Origin of the sequence: Achromobacter pulmonis, assembly GCF_021733725.1 — a bacterium.
GTDB classification, from domain to species: Bacteria; Pseudomonadota; Gammaproteobacteria; order Burkholderiales; family Burkholderiaceae_B; genus Achromobacter; species Achromobacter pulmonis.
The window spans coordinates 961,095-975,563 of record NZ_JAIFOT010000001.1 but is presented as its reverse complement, the minus strand read 5'-3'; the positions used below and the strand labels follow the sequence as shown (position 1 = coordinate 975,563).

The following is a 14,469-nucleotide window of genomic DNA, read 5'->3' as shown; positions in this document are numbered from 1 at the left end:
GGGTCGGGACGCGGAAAGTCCGTTCTTGCTTCAGGGTTTAAGGCGGTTCACAGCGTGTCGAGTTTCGTCAGCACGGCTTCAAGCGCGGACTCTACCGGAATCTTGGCCGCTTCGGTTTCGCGACGGGCCTGCAATTCCACCACACCGTCGTTCAAGCCGCGTTCTCCAACTGTTACACGGAGCGGCGCGCCGATCAATTCCCACTCGGCGAACATCACGCCCGGGCGGGCGTCGCGGTCGTCCAGGATGACGTCCACGCCGCGCGCCAGCAGCGATTCGTACAGTTTCAGAGAGGTGTTACGCACGGTTTCGCTTTTGCCCCAGCCCACCGGGCAGATGACGACTTCGAACGGTGCGATGGCGCGCGGCCAGATGATGCCGCGGGCATCGTGGTTCTGCTCGATGGCGGCGCCGACGATGCGGGTGACGCCGATGCCGTAGCAGCCCATTTCCAGGACGGCCGGCTTGCCGGTCTCGTCCAGGAAGGTGGCCTTGAGGGCTTCGGAGTACTTTTTACCCAGGTAGAAAACGTGGCCGACCTCGATGCCGCGCTGGATCGACAGCGTGCCCTTGCCATCCGGCGAGGGATCGCCGGCCACTACGTTGCGCAGGTCGGCCACCCGTTCCGGCTCGGGCAGGTCGCGGCCCCAGTTCACGCCCTGGATGTGGAAATCTTCGCGGTTGGCGCCGCAGACGAAATCGGCCATGTTGGCCACGGTGCGGTCGGCGATGACGTGTACCGGGCGCACGGTGCGCACCGGCCCCAGGTAGCCGGGCTTGCAGCCGAAATGCTCGACGATCTCGGTTTCCGTGGCGAAACGGAAACCGGCCAGGCCCGGCAGCTTGCCGGCCTTGATTTCGTTGAGTTCGTGGTCGCCGCGCAGCAGCAGCAGCCAGATGTCGACCTTGCCCTTGTCGCCGTCGGTGGCCAGGACAATGGACTTCACCGTGCGCTCCAGCGGCAGCCCCAGCAGGCGTGCCACGTCCTCGCACTTGGCCGCGCCCGGGGTGGCCACGTCGGCCATCGGCTGGGTGGCCGCGCCGCGCTCGGCGTACAGGCAGGGCGCCTCGGCCAGTTCGATGTTGGCGGCGTAGTCGGAATCGGCGTTGTAGACCAGCAGGTCCTCGCCGGTGTCGGCGATCACCTGGAATTCATGGCTGCGGCTGCCGCCGATGGAGCCGGTATCGGCCGCCACCGCGCGGAACTCCAGGCCCAGTCGGCCGAAGATGCGCATGTAGGCGGCGTACATGTTGTCGTAGCTGCGCTGGGCGCCGGCCTCGTCGCGGTCGAAGGAGTAGGCATCCTTCATGGTGAATTCCCGGCCGCGCATCAACCCGAAGCGGGGGCGGCGCTCGTCCCGGAACTTGGTCTGGATGTGATAGAAATTCAACGGCAACTGCCGGTAGCTGTGGATCTCGTTGCGGGCGATGTCGGTGATCACCTCTTCGGAGGTCGGCTGCAGCACGAAATCGCGCTGGTGCCGGTCCTTGATGCGCAGCAGTTCGGCGCCGTACTGCTCCCAGCGGCCCGATTCCATCCAGAGTTCGGCCGGCTGGACCACCGGCATCAGCAGTTCGATGGCGCCGGAGGCGTTCATTTCCTCCCGGACGATCGCCTCGACCTTGCGGATGATCTTCAGGCCCAGGGGCATGTAGGTGTAGATGCCACCCGCGAGCTTGCGGATCATGCCGGCCCGGGTCATCAGCTGGTGGCTGGCGACTTCGGCTTCGGAAGGGGCTTCTTTGAGGGTGTTGATGTGGTAGTTGGATGCGCGCATGTTTAAAGGTGGCAGCAGATACGTATAATCGACTGTAATTGTATTGAATTCGGTGGGGGTGGCCCATGCTTGACCGCGAAGGCTACCGCCCCAATGTCGGCATCATTCTCGTCAATAACAGAAACGAGGTCTTTTGGGGCAAGCGTATCAGGGAACATGCCTGGCAGTTCCCGCAGGGCGGCATCAAGTACGGCGAAAGCCCGGTGCAGGCCATGTATCGCGAGCTCCATGAAGAGGTGGGCCTGAAGCCCGAGCATGTCCGTATTTTGGGGCGTACACGCGATTGGTTACGTTATAACGTGCCCGATCACTTCGTCCGGCGTGAGTGGCGCGGCCACTATAAAGGACAAAAGCAGATTTGGTTCTTGTTGCGCCTGGTGGGACGTGACAGCGACGTTTGCCTGCGCGCGACGCAGCATCCGGAATTCGACGCCTGGCGCTGGAGCCAGTACTGGGTGCCGCTGGATGCCGTGATCGAGTTCAAGCGCGACGTCTACACCCAGGCGTTGAACGAGTTGTCGGCAATCCTCTTTCGGCGTCATCACGAAACCCGCTACCTGCGTCAGCGCGTGCATGGGCAGCGGACGGCAGAAAACTTGCCCGAAGGAACGGACGGTCATGCGCATATTGTTGGTTGAAGATGAACGGGACATGGCGTCCTGGCTGATGCGCGCGCTCGCGCAAAGCGGGTTTGTGCCGGATCACGCCGCCGACGCGCGCACGGCCGAAGCGTTCATGGCGGGCACCGAATACGATGCCATCGTCATGGACCTGCGCCTGCCCGACAAGCATGGCCTGGTGGTGCTGCGCGAGATGCGCAATCGCGACGACCGCACCCCAGTGCTGCTGCTGACCGCCCAGGGCGCGCTGCAGGACCGGGTGCGCGGGCTGAACCTGGGCGCCGATGACTTCCTCACCAAGCCCTTCGCCCTCGAAGAACTGGAAGCCCGCCTGACCGCGCTGGTGCGCCGCAGCCGCGGCCGCCAGCATCCGCGCCTGCAGTGCGGCTCGCTGTCCTACGACAGCGAAAGCCGCGCCTTCACGCTGGACGGTTCGCTGTTGTTCCTGACCCCGCGCGAGCACGCCGCCCTGGCGGCCCTGCTGACGCGCAGCGGCTATCCGGTGGACAAGTCGCAACTGTTCGGCAAGGTGTTCACCCACGACAGCGAGGCCAACCCCGACGCCATCGAGGTGGTGCTGCATCGCCTGCGCAAGAAGCTGGCTGGCAGCGACGTGCGCATCGTCACCGTGCGCGGGCTGGGCTACATGCTGGAAAGCGTCGCCAGCGAAGCCGCCGACTCCTGACCCCCACGTGAGCCTCCGGATTCCTGGGTTGCCGCGGGTCGGCATCCGCGCGCTGCTGATCATCCTGCTGCTGCCCGGCGTGGTGGCGCTGCTGGTCATCGACAGCCTGAACGACTACCGCACCCTTTCCGAAATCACCAACGAGGCCTACGACAGCGCGCTGGTCGAACCCGCCCGGGTCCTGGAAAGCAGTCTGGAGTTCACGCCCGACGGGTCGCTGCAGGTGGCCACGCCCCTGTACGCCCAGGTCATGCTGGAATCGCGCGCCGGGCTGCGCAAGTACTTCCGCATCGAACAGATCGATCCGCCGCTGCCGGACGGTGCGCCGGTGCCGACCGCGCAGGGCAAGACCCTGCTGGGCATGCCCGAGCTGCCGCGCCCGCCGAGCTGGCCGCGTTCCAATGGCCCGCCGGTGTTCTACGACGGCGTCTACCGCAACGACCCGGTGCGGGTGGTGTCGCTGGTGCGTGACCTGTACTACCAAGGGGCGCATCGCCAGGTGCTGGTGCTGGTCGCCGAAAGCACCGGCAAGCGCATCGAGGCCGAAAACAGCGCCCGCCGGCAGGAAATCCTGCGCGATGCCCGCATGCTGGCGCTGGTGGTGCTGCTGGTGTGGTGGGGCGTGTCCTGGGCCCTGAAGCCGTTGCGCCGCCTGCGCGCCGACATCCGCAACCGCCGGCCCGACGACCTGACCGCGCTCGACGCATCGCGCGTGCCCAGCGAGGTGGCGCCGCTGGTCGATGCCGTCAATCACCACATCGCCCGCTACCGCCGCGTGCTCGAAGAGCAATCACACTTCCTGGCGGACGCGTCGCACCAATTGCGCACGCCGCTGGCCATCATGCTGACCCAGGCGCAATACGCCCTGCGCGAGCGCGATCCGGCCCGGGCCCAGGAGGGATTGCGCGCGATCGTCGACCAACTGGGACGCACCCGGCGCCTGACCGAGCAGTTGTTGTCGCTGGCCCACGCCAACCAGTCGGACCAGGTGCCACGGCAATTGCTCGACATGAATGCCGTATCGCGTGAAGTGGTATTGCAATACCTGCCGCTGGCGCACGAGAAACAGCAGGATCTGGGCTGGGTGCAGGCCGTCAACGAGCAAGGCCAGGAAGCCGAGGCGCCGGCGTCCGGCAACGAAGCTGAATTGCACGAAGCGTTGTCCAACCTGGTGCACAACGCCATCCACTACGCGCCGGTGGGCGCGCGCATCACGGTCTCGGTCGGCCGGGTCGATAAGCGTATCGAGGTGGCCGTGTCCGACAACGGTCCTGGCCTGGAACCGCTCTTGCGCGCCCGGGCCTTCGCCCGTTTCGAGCGGGTCGGCACCGACAAGCCGGTGGCTTCCTCGGGGTCGGGGCTGGGGCTGGCCATCGCCCGCGCCTATGCCCGCCGCAATGACGGCGATATCGAATTGCGCGACGGCGAGCCCAACGCCCAGGGCGGAGTGGGCCTGGCGGCGGTGCTGTGGCTGCCGCTGGCGACGACCGTGTCGCAATACCCGCGGCCGGCCGACGCCGAGTTCAGCGGCGAACAATGACCGGCGGGCGCGCAGCCGCGCCCAAGCTTTCATTCGGTTGTCCTCCTCGATCTTGCGCTTCGCTCGGATTCCCATCAGGGATAACCCCCGAATTCAGCATCGCGACAGCGCACAGAAAGCGAATTAGCAGCTTCCTTCCGTAATCTGCCAGCCGGCTTGCTGGAAAAAGCCGGACGGCGCACGTCTTGGGTGCCGTCCCGAGGGTCCGCACGACCCTGCTTCAGGAGGAAGGAAGTGCAAAAAACAATTAATAGAAAGGACTATTACGGCGGTGCGCTGATGGTCCTTGTCGGATTGGGGGCGATCTATGGTGGTACGGACTATCACATCGGAACGCTCAGTCACATGGGGCCGGGGTTCTTTCCCGCGGCACTGGGCGCACTGCTGGCGCTAACCGGGATCCTGATCGCGATCTCGGCGCGTTCCGGCGAATCCACGCCTCCCGCGCCTGGCGACGGCCATGCGCACGGACTGCCGGATTTCCGTGGCAGCGCCTGCATTCTGCTGGGCACGCTGGCCTTCCTGTTGCTGGGCCATTACGGCGGGCTGCTGCCGGCCACGTTTGCCATTGTGTTCATCTCGGCCCTGGGCGACCGCAAGAATACGGTCAAGCAGGCGTTCGTGTTGTCGGTCGGCATGTCCGTCATCGCGGTGGTGGTTTTCTGGTGGGCGCTGCAACTGCAGCTGCCGCTGTTTCGTTGGGGTTGATACGCCATGATTTCTCAAGCTTTGACCGACCTCTGGTACGGCTTCGGCGTCGCGTTCCAGCTCCACAATCTGATGTGGTCGTTCTTCGGCGTGCTGGTGGGCAACCTCATTGGCGTGCTGCCGGGCATGGGCGCGCTGTCGGCCATCTCGATCCTGCTGCCGCTCACCTACGTGATGCACCCGGTGCCTGCCATCCTGATGCTGGCCGGCATCTTCTATGGCTCGCAATACGGTGGCGCCATCGGCGCGATCCTGCTCAACCTGCCTTCGCACCCGCCGCACGCGGTCACCTGCCTTGACGGGTATCCGATGACCAAGCAGGGCAAGGGCGGGACGGCGCTCGGTATCACGATGATCTGCTCGTTCTTCGCGGCGTCGGTCGGCATCATCGTCATGATCTTCGCCTCGCCGCTGCTGGTCGAAATCGCGTTCAAGTTCGGCCCGACCGAGATCTTCTCGATCATGCTGCTGGGCCTGCTGGCCGGCGCCACCATGTCGCGTGGTTCGCCGCTCAAGGGCGTGGCCATGACGCTGTTCGGCCTGATGTGCGGCGTGGTCGGCACCGACGTGAACACCGGCACCATCCGCTTCTCGTTCGGCCTGCTCGACCTGTCCGATGGCCTGGAACTGGTGGCGATCTCGATGGGCCTGTTCGGCGTGGCCGACTTCCTCATGAGCGTCAACCGCATGACCATCATCGGCAGCGGCGCCAAGCTGAGCCTGCGCGACATGCGTCCGAGCAAGCAGGAACTGAAAAAGGCCTTCTGGCCGATGGTGCGCGGCACGGCCGTCGGCACGCTGTTCGGCGCCATGCCCGGCACCGGTCCCACCATCACCACCTTCGTGGCCTACGCCCTGGAGCGCAAGATCTCCAAGACGCCCGAGAAGTTCGGCACCGGCATGATCGCCGGCGTGGCCTCGCCGGAAGCCTCGTCGCACTCCAAGACGCAGGTCGACTTCATCCCGACCATGAGCCTGGGCATTCCTGGTGACGCGGTGATGGCGCTGATCCTGGGGGCCCTGCTGATCCAGGGTATCCAGCCTGGTCCGCAGCTCATTACCGAGCACCCGGACATCTTCTGGGGCCTGATCGCCAGCTTCTGGGTCGGCAACGTGCTGCTGATGGTGCTCAACGTGCCGCTGATCGGCGTGTGGGTCAAGCTGCTGCAGGTGCCTTACCGGTATCTGTTCCCGTCGGCCATGTTCTTCATCGCGGTGGGCGTCTTCAGTACCCAGAACAGCCTGTTCCAGATCTGGGAAGTACTGGCTTTCGGGGTGATCGGCGCCATTCTGATGACGCTGGAATTCTCGGTCGCGCCCATCCTGCTCGGCTTCGTGCTGGGGCCCATGGTCGAAGAGAACTTCCGCCGTGCTCTGCTGTTGTCGCGCGGTAACCTGGCCGTGTTCATCGAGCGCCCCATCAGCGCCTGGTTCATCGCCGCCAGTACGCTGCTGGTCGTGCTGCAACTGTGGGCCTTTGCGCGCCGCAACCGCAACAAGAACAAGCCTGCGGTGACGCAAGCGGCCTGATCGGCTTGCGGTCGTTGTTTCTGGCGAACGGCCCGGCTTCATGCCGGGCCGTTTGATTTACGCGCCATCTTCCTCCATGCTTGCGGTTTCTCTCGCTCGTCCGGATTCCCGCCATGCATATCCTGTTTGCCTGTCCCCTGCACGACCCCGACGTCTGGGTCCCGCGCCTGGAAGCCGCCATGCCCGGCTGTCGCATTTCCGTCTGGAATCCCGATGGCCCGCCGTCCGGCGCCGAGGTCGCCCTGGTATGGAAACCACCGGTCGAGCTGTTCCAGCACGAGACCCGCATCGAGACGCTGTTCAACCTGGGTGCTGGCGTGGACGCGTTGCTCCAGATGAAAGAGATTCCGCCGCACGTGCGCATCGTCCGCCTCGAGGACGCCGGCATGTCGGTGCAGATGGCCGAGTACGCGCTCTATGCGCTGCTGCGCGTGTCGCGCGATTTCCAGGCTTTCGACGAGTCGCAGGCGCGCCAGCACTGGGACACCCGCGAAGGCACGCGCCAGGCCGATTGGCCGGTGGGCGTGCTGGGCCTGGGCCAGGTCGGCGCGCGCGTGGCGCAGACGCTGGCCGAATTTGGCTATCCGGTCGCGGGCTGGTCGCGCAGCCCGCGCGAGATCCCTGGCGTGCAATCCTTTTCCGGCCAGGACGCGTTGCCGGCGTTCCTGGCCCGCACCCGCTTCCTGGTGAACGTGCTGCCGCTCACGTCCGACACCCGCGGCATCCTCAACCGTGACACGCTCGGCCAGTTGCTGCCCGAGGCGCATCTGGTCAACGTCGGCCGGGGTGAACACCTGGTCGAGGAAGACCTGGTGCAGATGCTCGAAGAAGGGGAAATCGCCGGCGCGACGCTGGACGTGTTCCATACCGAGCCGCTGCCCAAGGACCATCCGTTCTGGCGCGATCCGCGGGTGCATGTCACGCCGCACATCGCCGCCCGCACGCTGCGCGACGAGAGCATCGAGCAGATCGCCGGCAAGGTCGCCCGGCTGATGCGCGGCGAACCCATCACCGGCGTGGTCGAGCGCGCGCGCGGCTATTGAGCCGCAGGCGCCGTGGCGCCTTGCTTCTCCAGCCGCTGATAGGTGGGGGGCAGGCGCTGCGACAGGAAGTCCAGCAACGTGCGCACGGCCGGCATCATGCCGCGCCGCGACGGGTAAATGCAGTGCACGATGCCTTCCGGGGATTGCCATTGCGGCAGCACCGGCACCAACTGGCCGCGGCGCAGTTCTTCCTGGGTCGCGATCGATGGCAACAGCGCGATGCCGCGGCCGCGCACGGCGGCTTCCACCAGCACGATGAAGTCATTGCATGACAGCTGCGGCTTGAGCTCGATATGCACCTCTTCACCCTTGTCGTTGCGTAGCGGCCAGCGCACCTCGTTCTGCGGGTCGCTGAAACTCAGCGTGGTATGCGATGCCAGATCCTGCGGCGTGTCGGGCGCGCCGTGACGCTGGATGTAGGCCGGGCTGGCCACCAGCGTGCCGCGCGCGGTGCCCAGATGGCGCACCACCAATTCGGCGTCGGTGTCGAGCTTGGTGCGCACGCGTAGCGCCAGATCCACGCCCTCGCGGATCAGGTCCACCCGGCGGTTGGTCACCAGCAACTGCACTGAAATGGCCGGCCAGGCGTCCAGGAATTCCGGCAGCAGCGGCGCCAGCACGTCCTGCGCGATCGAGACCGGACAACTGACCACCACCGGCCCGGTGGGCTCGGCCTGCAGCTGGCGCATGGCGTCGTCGGCGGCGCGGGCCGAGGCGGCCATCTCGCGGCAGTAGTGCAGATAGCGTTCACCGGCGGCGGTCAGGCGCAGGCGCCGCGTGGTGCGTTGCAGGAGCCGCACGCCCAGGCTTTCTTCCAGGTGCGAAATGCGGCGTGACAGGCGGGATTTGGGAATATCCAGGGCCCGCGCCGCAGCGCTGAAACCGCCTTGTTCGACGACTTGGGAAAAATAATAGAGGTCGTTTAGATCTTGCATGATTGTTCTATGTTTGGAACGAACAGTTCATCATACCTGGGTTTATGTGATCAATTAAGCGATCTACAGTGACGCCATGCACTCAAGACCCGCGCTTTTCGCGGTCCGCACTGGAGATCACGTTATGAAGACCCTTGTCATCCTGTCCTCGATTCTCGGCAGCCGCTCGCATAGCAAGGAGCTGGCCGACCACATGGTGGCCCGCATCAAGCAGGCCGATCCCGCCGCTGTCGTCACCATCCGTGATCTCGGCGCCGAACCGTTGCCGTACTTCGATGGCGCCACCGCTGGCGCGCTGTTCACGCCCGCCGATGCGCGCACGCTGGAGCAGCAACGCATCGTCGAACGTGGCGATGCCCTGATCGCGGAACTGCTGCAGGCCGATCGTGTCGTGTTCGCGGTGCCGGTCTATAACTTCAACCTGCCGGCCCAGTTCAAGAGCTATCTGGATCACGTGGCCCGTGCCGGGGTCACGTTCCGTTATACGCCGGAAGGCGTGGCCGAGGGGCTGGTGAAGGGTAAGCAGGTGTTCGTGCTGACGGCGCGCGGCGGCAAGGCCGAAGGCACCCCCAACGACACCATGACTCCGTACCTGCGGCAGATGCTCGGCTTCCTGGGCATGAACGAGGTCACCTTCATCGCCGCCGAAGGCATGGCGATGGGCGAAGTCGCGGCGCTCGAAGGGGTGGCGCTGGCGCGCCAGCGCATCGATGCGCTCGACCTGGCACCGGCGCAGGTTGCGCGGCAAGCGGCCTGAGACGATAAAAAGCGGACCCGGGGGTCCGCTATTTTCATGCCGGGCGGTCAGTCAATCGCGCAGGCGCTTGATCAGGCTGGACGTATCCCAGCGGCCGCCGCCCATCTTCTGCACATCGCCGTAGAACTGGTCCACCAGCGCCGTCAGCGGCAGGCGGGCGCCATTGTGGCGCGCCTCGGCCAGCACCAGGCCCAGATCTTTGCGCATCCAGTCCACCGCGAAGCCGAAGTCGAATTTATCGTCGACCATGGTGCCGCCGCGGTTCTCCATCTGCCAGCTCTGCGCCGCGCCCTTGCTGATCACGTCCAGCACCAGCTTCATGTCGAGATCGGCGGCCTGGCCGAACGCCACGGCTTCGGACAAGCCCTGCACGATGCCGGCGATACAGATCTGGTTGACCATTTTGGCCAGTTGTCCGGCTCCCGGGGGGCCCACGCGCGTTACGGCGCGGCCGAAGGCCTGCGCCACCGGTTTGATGGCGTCGAACACGGCTTGCTCGCCGCCGCACATGATCGTCAGCGCGCCATTGACCGCGCCGGCCTGGCCGCCCGACACCGGCGCATCGATGAAATTCAGTCCCAGGTCCTTGGCTTGCGCGTAAAGCTCGCGCGCCACATCGGCCGAGGCGGTGGTGTGGTCCACGAACACCGCGCCTGGCGCCATGCCGGCGAACGCGCCGTCGGGCCCAAGCGTCACGCTGCGCAGGTCGTCGTCGTTGCCGACGCAGGCGAACACGATCTGCGCGCCGGCCACGGCCTCGCGCGGCGTCACGGCGCTGCGGCCGCCGAACTCGGCCGCCCAGGCCTGCGCCTTGGACTGCGTGCGGTTGTACACGGTGACGTCGTGCCCGGCGCGAGCCAGGTGGCCGGCCATGGGCAGGCCCATCACGCCCAGGCCGAGGAATGCGACTTTCTGGGCCACGACCGCGTCGTAGCTCTTGGTACCGATCGATGCCATGCAGGGGACTCCGCTGTGGAAAGGAAAACCTGAGGCAGTAACCTTAACGCAATCAAAAGCCGGCGGCGAGTCCATCGCGGCGGCTGTCGCTGGCGCTGACGTAGCCATCGACTGCCGGATCGCCCAGGCGCCAGATGAACTGGCCGGAACCGAAGTCCATATAAGGGTCGTCAATGCCTTGCAGCACATGACCGCGCGCGCGCAGTCCCTGCACAACGGCGGCCGGCATCGAGGCCTCGATGTCCACGGCCAGCCCTTGGTGCCATTTCCAGCGCGGCGCATCGCAGGCGGCCTGCGGCTGCTGGCCGTAGTCGAGCATGCGCACCAGCGTCTGTACCTGACCTTGCGGCTGCATGTTGCCCCCCATCACGCCAAAGCTCATGACCGGCGCGCCATCGCGCATCAGGAAGCCTGGAATGATGGTGTGGAAGGGGCGCTTGCCGCCCGCCACGGCATTGGGATGGCCGGCCTCGGCGCTGAAGCAGTGACCGCGGTTCTGCAGGCTGACGCCAGTGCCCGGCACCACCACGCCCGAGCCGAAGCCCATGTAGTTTGACTGGATGAAGCTCACCATCATGCCGTTGCGGTCGGCGGCGGTCAGGTAGACCGTGCCGCCCTGCGGCGCATGGCCGCAGGCGAATACCTGGGCGACATTGGGGTCGATCAGCCGGGCGCGTTCGGCCAGGTAATCGGAGCGCAGCATCTGCTCGGGCGCCAGGCGCATGTGGCGGGCGTCGGCCACGTGCGTATAGACATCGGCGAACGCCAGCTTCATGGCCTCGAGCAGCAGGTGCTGGGTGTCGGGGTGGTCGATCGGGCGCGCCGCCAGATCGAAGTGCTGCAGGATGCCCAGTGCGATCAGGGCGGCGATGCCCTGGCCGTTCGGCGGGATCTGGTGCAGGGTATGGCCCCGGTAGGCCTGGCTGATCGGCGTCACCCACTCGGGGGTGAAATCCCGCAGGTCGGCCAGCGTCATGGCGGCATCATGGGCCTGGGCGTGGGCCACCAGCTTGTGCGCCGTCTCGCCTTCGTAGAAATCGCGGCCACCGCTGGCGGCAATGCGCTTGAGCGTCGCCGCGGCGCCTTTCAGGATGAAATGCTCGCCGATCTGCGGCGCGCGGCCGCGTGGCAGGAAGTGTTCGGCGAAGCCAGGTTGCGGCTGCAGCATATCGGCCTGCGCGGCCCACTTTTGCTGCACCATGGGGCTGATGGCGAAGCCGCGTTCGGCGTAATCGATGGCGGGCGCCAGCACGTCGGCGAACGCCATGGACCCGAGTTTTTCATGCAGTGCGGCCCAGCCGGCCACGCAGCCCGGCACGGTGACGCTGTCCCAGCCGCGGGTCGGCACCACGCCCTGGTGCCGGCGGCGGAAGTACTCCGGGTTCCAGGCCGCGGGGGCCGGGCCCGAGGCGTTCAGGCCATGCAGCCGGGCGCCGTCCCAGACGATGGCGAAGCAATCCGAACCCAGGCCGTTGCTGACCGGTTCGGTCAGTGTCAGCGTCGCGGCCGCGGCGATGGCCGCATCCACCGCGTTGCCGCCGCTGGCCAGCACGCGCAGCCCGGCCTGGGCCGCCAGCGGTTGCGAGGTGGCGACGATATTGCGCGCGAAGACCGGCGTACGCAGCGTGGGGTAGGGGTTGTTCCAGTCGAAATTCATGTCGAATCATCGCGTGGGGGTAAACCCGTAGCTTAACGTAGATGTCCGGGGTTGCGCGCACACCCTGTATTGGGTCGTAGTATTTTGTTTCTTTCGGCGCCGCACCCTGAATCGACGAGCCAGCCGCGCGCCCAAAGAAAAACCCCCGGCCGGGGCCGGGGGTTCGGGCAGGGCGGGTAGGCCGCCGCGTAACGCGGCGGCGCCGTCCTCAATCTTCTTCGACGAAAGTCTCTTCGCGCTTCTTGCGGATCGCCGGCAGAGCGACCAGGATCACCAGGAATGCGGCCACGGCCAGCAGCGAGGCCGACAGCGGGCGCGTCACGAAGGTGCTGAAGTCGCCGCGCGACAGCAGCAGAGCGCGCCGGAAGTTCTCTTCCATCATGGGGCCGAGCACCAGGCCCAGCAGCAGCGGGGCGCCTTCGCACTTCAGCTTCGACCAGACATAGCCGATGATGCCGAAGATGGCGGTGGTGAAGATGTCGAACGTGTTGTAGTTCAACGAATACACACCGATCGTGCAGAACACCAGGATCGCCGGGAACAGGATGCGGTAGGGCACCTTCAGCAGCTTGACCCACAGGCCGATCAGCGGCAGGTTCAGCACCACCAGCATCAGGTTGCCGATCCACATCGAAGCGATCAGGCCCCAGAACAGCTCGGGGTGGCTCGACATGACCTGCGGGCCGGGCTGGATATTGTGGATCGTCATCGCGCCAACCATCAGCGCCATCACAGCGTTGCCCGGGATACCCAGGGTCAGCAGCGGGATGAACGAAGTCTGGGCGGCGGCGTTGTTGGCCGATTCCGGGCCAGCCAGGCCGGCCGGGTGGCCCTTGCCGAAGCGCTCCGGATTCTTCGAGATCTTCTTTTCCAGCGTGTAGGAGGCGAACGACGACAGCACCGCGCCACCACCCGGCAGAATACCCAGGGCCGAACCCAGGGCCGTGCCGCGCAGCACCGCCGGCGCCGATTCCTTGAATTCCTGCTTGTTGGGATAGAGCGAGCCGATCTTGTCGGTGATGTCGACGCGGTTTTCCTTCTGCTCCAGGTTGGTCATGATCTCGGCGAAGCCGAACACGCCCATGGCCACGATGGCAAAGTCGATGCCGTCCTGCAGTTCCGGGATGCCGAAGTCGAAGCGGGCCACGCCCGAGTTGACGTCGGTGCCGACCATGCCCAGCAACAGGCCCAGGATGATCATCGCGATCGCCTTGGGCAGCGAGCCCGAGGCCAGCACCACGGCGCCGACCAGGCCCAGGCACATCAGCGAGAAGTACTCGGCGGGGCCGAACTTGAAGGCGACTTCAGCCAGCGGGGGCGCGAATGCGGCCAGCAGCAGCGTGGCCACGCAACCGGCGAAGAACGAGCCCAGCGCGGCGATGGCCAGCGCGGCACCGGCGCGGCCATTGCGCGCCATCTGGTGGCCGTCCAGCACGGTCACGACCGCCGAGGTTTCCCCAGGCAGGGCCACCAGGATGGCGGTGGTGGAGCCGCCATACTGGGCGCCGTAGTAAATGCCCGCCAGCATGATCAGGCCGGCCACCGGGGGCAGCACGTACGTGATCGGCAACAGCATTGCAATGGTTGGCACCGGGCCGATCCCCGGCAGCACGCCGATCAGCGTGCCCAGGATGCAGCCCAGCAGGGCGTAGAGCAGGTTCTCGGGCGTGAACGCCACCGAGAAACCCATCATCAGGTGATCAATCAATTCCATGGCCGCTTGCTCCTCAATTCATACCCAGAAACGACGGCCACAGCGGGAAAATCAGCCCCAGCCCCTTGACGAACGCCAGATACGAGAACACCACCAGGAAGATGCCGTTGGCGACAGCCACCTTCAGGTTGAACTCATGGCTGGCCAGGCTGCTGATGACCACCAGCAGGAACACCGAGATATAGATACCCAGCAGTTTCAGGACCAGGCCGTAGAACACCACCGAACCGACCACCAGCGCGACGATGCGCCAGTCGAATTTGTCGACGTGGGTTTCATGGGCCTTCTTCGACATCGAGCCAAGCAGCACGATGGCACCTAGCAATGCGAGAACGATGCCCAGCCAGAAAGGAAAATACCCGGGGCCCATCCGGGCGGCAGTACCCATTTGGTAGCTGCTGGCTTGCCAGGCGAATCCCAGTCCGAGGGCGATGAACATCACCCCCGACCAGAAGTCCTGTCGATTGCGTAGCTGCATGATTGGTTGGCTCCTGTTTACAGCATGTAGATAAAAAGGGTTTGTGGTCTGCCGCTCTCGCCGAAAG

Annotated in this window: 13 protein-coding genes; 7 read left to right on the top strand and 6 right to left on the bottom strand. The window is 65.6% G+C overall.

Annotated features, from left to right (window positions below; translation table 11 throughout):
* Positions 1-47: 47 nt before the first annotated feature.
* The gene (locus K2W61_RS04410; protein WP_175134523.1) at positions 48-1,778 is read right to left on the bottom strand and encodes a proline--tRNA ligase; all 1,731 of its coding nucleotides are present in this window, start codon (positions 1,776-1,778) and stop codon (positions 48-50) included.
* 65 nt (positions 1,779-1,843) lie between these two features.
* On the opposite strand from K2W61_RS04410, the gene K2W61_RS04405 reads away from it, so the two are divergent.
* The 6 genes from K2W61_RS04405 (at position 1,844) to K2W61_RS04380 (ending at position 7,904) form a co-directional block, all read left to right on the top strand.
* A complete protein-coding gene (locus K2W61_RS04405; protein ID WP_175141610.1) occupies positions 1,844-2,416 on the top strand; it encodes an RNA pyrophosphohydrolase in 573 nt (190 codons plus the stop codon).
* Entirely contained in the window at positions 2,397-3,083 is a 687-nt protein-coding gene (locus K2W61_RS04400) for a response regulator (RefSeq protein ID WP_020925157.1), read from the top strand. Before K2W61_RS04405 ends, K2W61_RS04400 begins: the two co-directional genes overlap by 20 nt.
* Positions 3,084-3,090: 7 nt before the next feature.
* Positions 3,091-4,623, top strand: coding sequence for a sensor histidine kinase (locus K2W61_RS04395; RefSeq protein WP_236755107.1), 1,533 nt, complete (start codon positions 3,091-3,093; stop codon positions 4,621-4,623).
* Positions 4,624-4,902: 279 nt separating this feature from the next.
* A complete protein-coding gene (locus tag K2W61_RS04390) occupies positions 4,903-5,331 on the top strand; it encodes a tripartite tricarboxylate transporter TctB family protein (RefSeq protein ID WP_175134525.1) in 429 nt (142 codons plus the stop codon).
* Between the two features lie 6 nt (positions 5,332-5,337).
* Positions 5,338-6,861 carry a tripartite tricarboxylate transporter permease gene (locus K2W61_RS04385; protein WP_175134526.1) on the top strand — a complete coding sequence of 508 codons (1,524 nt, stop codon included), beginning with the start codon at positions 5,338-5,340 and terminating at the stop codon, positions 6,859-6,861.
* A gap of 113 nt (positions 6,862-6,974) precedes the next feature.
* On the top strand, positions 6,975-7,904 hold the full coding sequence (locus K2W61_RS04380) for a 2-hydroxyacid dehydrogenase (protein WP_175134527.1): 930 nt from the start codon (positions 6,975-6,977) through the stop codon (positions 7,902-7,904).
* Here the strand turns inward: K2W61_RS04380 and K2W61_RS04375 are convergent.
* A complete protein-coding gene (locus tag K2W61_RS04375; protein WP_175134528.1) occupies positions 7,898-8,839 on the bottom strand; it encodes a LysR family transcriptional regulator in 942 nt (313 codons plus the stop codon). The genes K2W61_RS04380 and K2W61_RS04375 overlap by 7 nt on opposite strands.
* Positions 8,840-8,963: 124 nt before the next feature.
* On the opposite strand from K2W61_RS04375, the gene K2W61_RS04370 reads away from it, so the two are divergent.
* Positions 8,964-9,596: an FMN-dependent NADH-azoreductase gene (locus K2W61_RS04370; RefSeq protein WP_175134529.1), complete on the top strand. Its 633-nt coding sequence runs from the start codon at positions 8,964-8,966 to the stop codon at positions 9,594-9,596.
* 51 nt (positions 9,597-9,647) lie between these two features.
* On the opposite strand, the gene K2W61_RS04365 is transcribed toward K2W61_RS04370, so the two are convergent.
* From K2W61_RS04365 to K2W61_RS04350, 4 genes are all read right to left on the bottom strand, one after another.
* Positions 9,648-10,553: an NAD(P)-dependent oxidoreductase gene (locus K2W61_RS04365; RefSeq protein ID WP_175134530.1), complete on the bottom strand. Its 906-nt coding sequence runs from the start codon at positions 10,551-10,553 to the stop codon at positions 9,648-9,650.
* Between the two features lie 52 nt (positions 10,554-10,605).
* Positions 10,606-12,210 (bottom strand): gamma-glutamyltransferase family protein, encoded by a 1,605-nt coding sequence (locus tag K2W61_RS04360; RefSeq protein ID WP_175141609.1) that lies wholly within the window; start codon positions 12,208-12,210, stop codon positions 10,606-10,608.
* Positions 12,211-12,418: 208 nt separating this feature from the next.
* Positions 12,419-13,924: a tripartite tricarboxylate transporter permease gene (locus tag K2W61_RS04355; RefSeq protein WP_175134532.1), complete on the bottom strand. Its 1,506-nt coding sequence runs from the start codon at positions 13,922-13,924 to the stop codon at positions 12,419-12,421.
* A 13-nt stretch (positions 13,925-13,937) separates the two neighbouring features.
* On the bottom strand, positions 13,938-14,402 hold the full coding sequence (locus tag K2W61_RS04350; protein WP_175134533.1) for a tripartite tricarboxylate transporter TctB family protein: 465 nt from the start codon (positions 14,400-14,402) through the stop codon (positions 13,938-13,940).
* Between the last annotated feature and the right edge of the window lie 67 nt (positions 14,403-14,469).

Excerpts from the sequence above, each read along its gene's own strand:
- K2W61_RS04375 (WP_175134528.1), bottom strand. The coding sequence starts at position 8,839 with ATGCAAGATCTAAACGACCTCTATTATTTTTCCCAAGTCGTCGAACAA.
- K2W61_RS04380 (WP_175134527.1), top strand. The coding sequence starts at position 6,975 with ATGCATATCCTGTTTGCCTGTCCCCTGCACGACCCCGACGTCTGGGTC.
- K2W61_RS04365 (WP_175134530.1), bottom strand. The coding sequence starts at position 10,553 with ATGGCATCGATCGGTACCAAGAGCTACGACGCGGTCGTGGCCCAGAAA.
- K2W61_RS04410 (WP_175134523.1), bottom strand. The coding sequence starts at position 1,778 with ATGCGCGCATCCAACTACCACATCAACACCCTCAAAGAAGCCCCTTCC.
- K2W61_RS04350 (WP_175134533.1), bottom strand. The coding sequence starts at position 14,402 with ATGCAGCTACGCAATCGACAGGACTTCTGGTCGGGGGTGATGTTCATC.
- K2W61_RS04390 (WP_175134525.1), top strand. The coding sequence starts at position 4,903 with ATGGTCCTTGTCGGATTGGGGGCGATCTATGGTGGTACGGACTATCAC.
- K2W61_RS04385 (WP_175134526.1), top strand. The coding sequence starts at position 5,338 with ATGATTTCTCAAGCTTTGACCGACCTCTGGTACGGCTTCGGCGTCGCG.
- K2W61_RS04355 (WP_175134532.1), bottom strand. The coding sequence starts at position 13,924 with ATGGAATTGATTGATCACCTGATGATGGGTTTCTCGGTGGCGTTCACG.
- K2W61_RS04400 (WP_020925157.1), top strand. The coding sequence starts at position 2,397 with ATGCGCATATTGTTGGTTGAAGATGAACGGGACATGGCGTCCTGGCTG.
- K2W61_RS04360 (WP_175141609.1), bottom strand. The coding sequence starts at position 12,210 with ATGAATTTCGACTGGAACAACCCCTACCCCACGCTGCGTACGCCGGTC.
- K2W61_RS04405 (WP_175141610.1), top strand. The coding sequence starts at position 1,844 with ATGCTTGACCGCGAAGGCTACCGCCCCAATGTCGGCATCATTCTCGTC.
- K2W61_RS04370 (WP_175134529.1), top strand. The coding sequence starts at position 8,964 with ATGAAGACCCTTGTCATCCTGTCCTCGATTCTCGGCAGCCGCTCGCAT.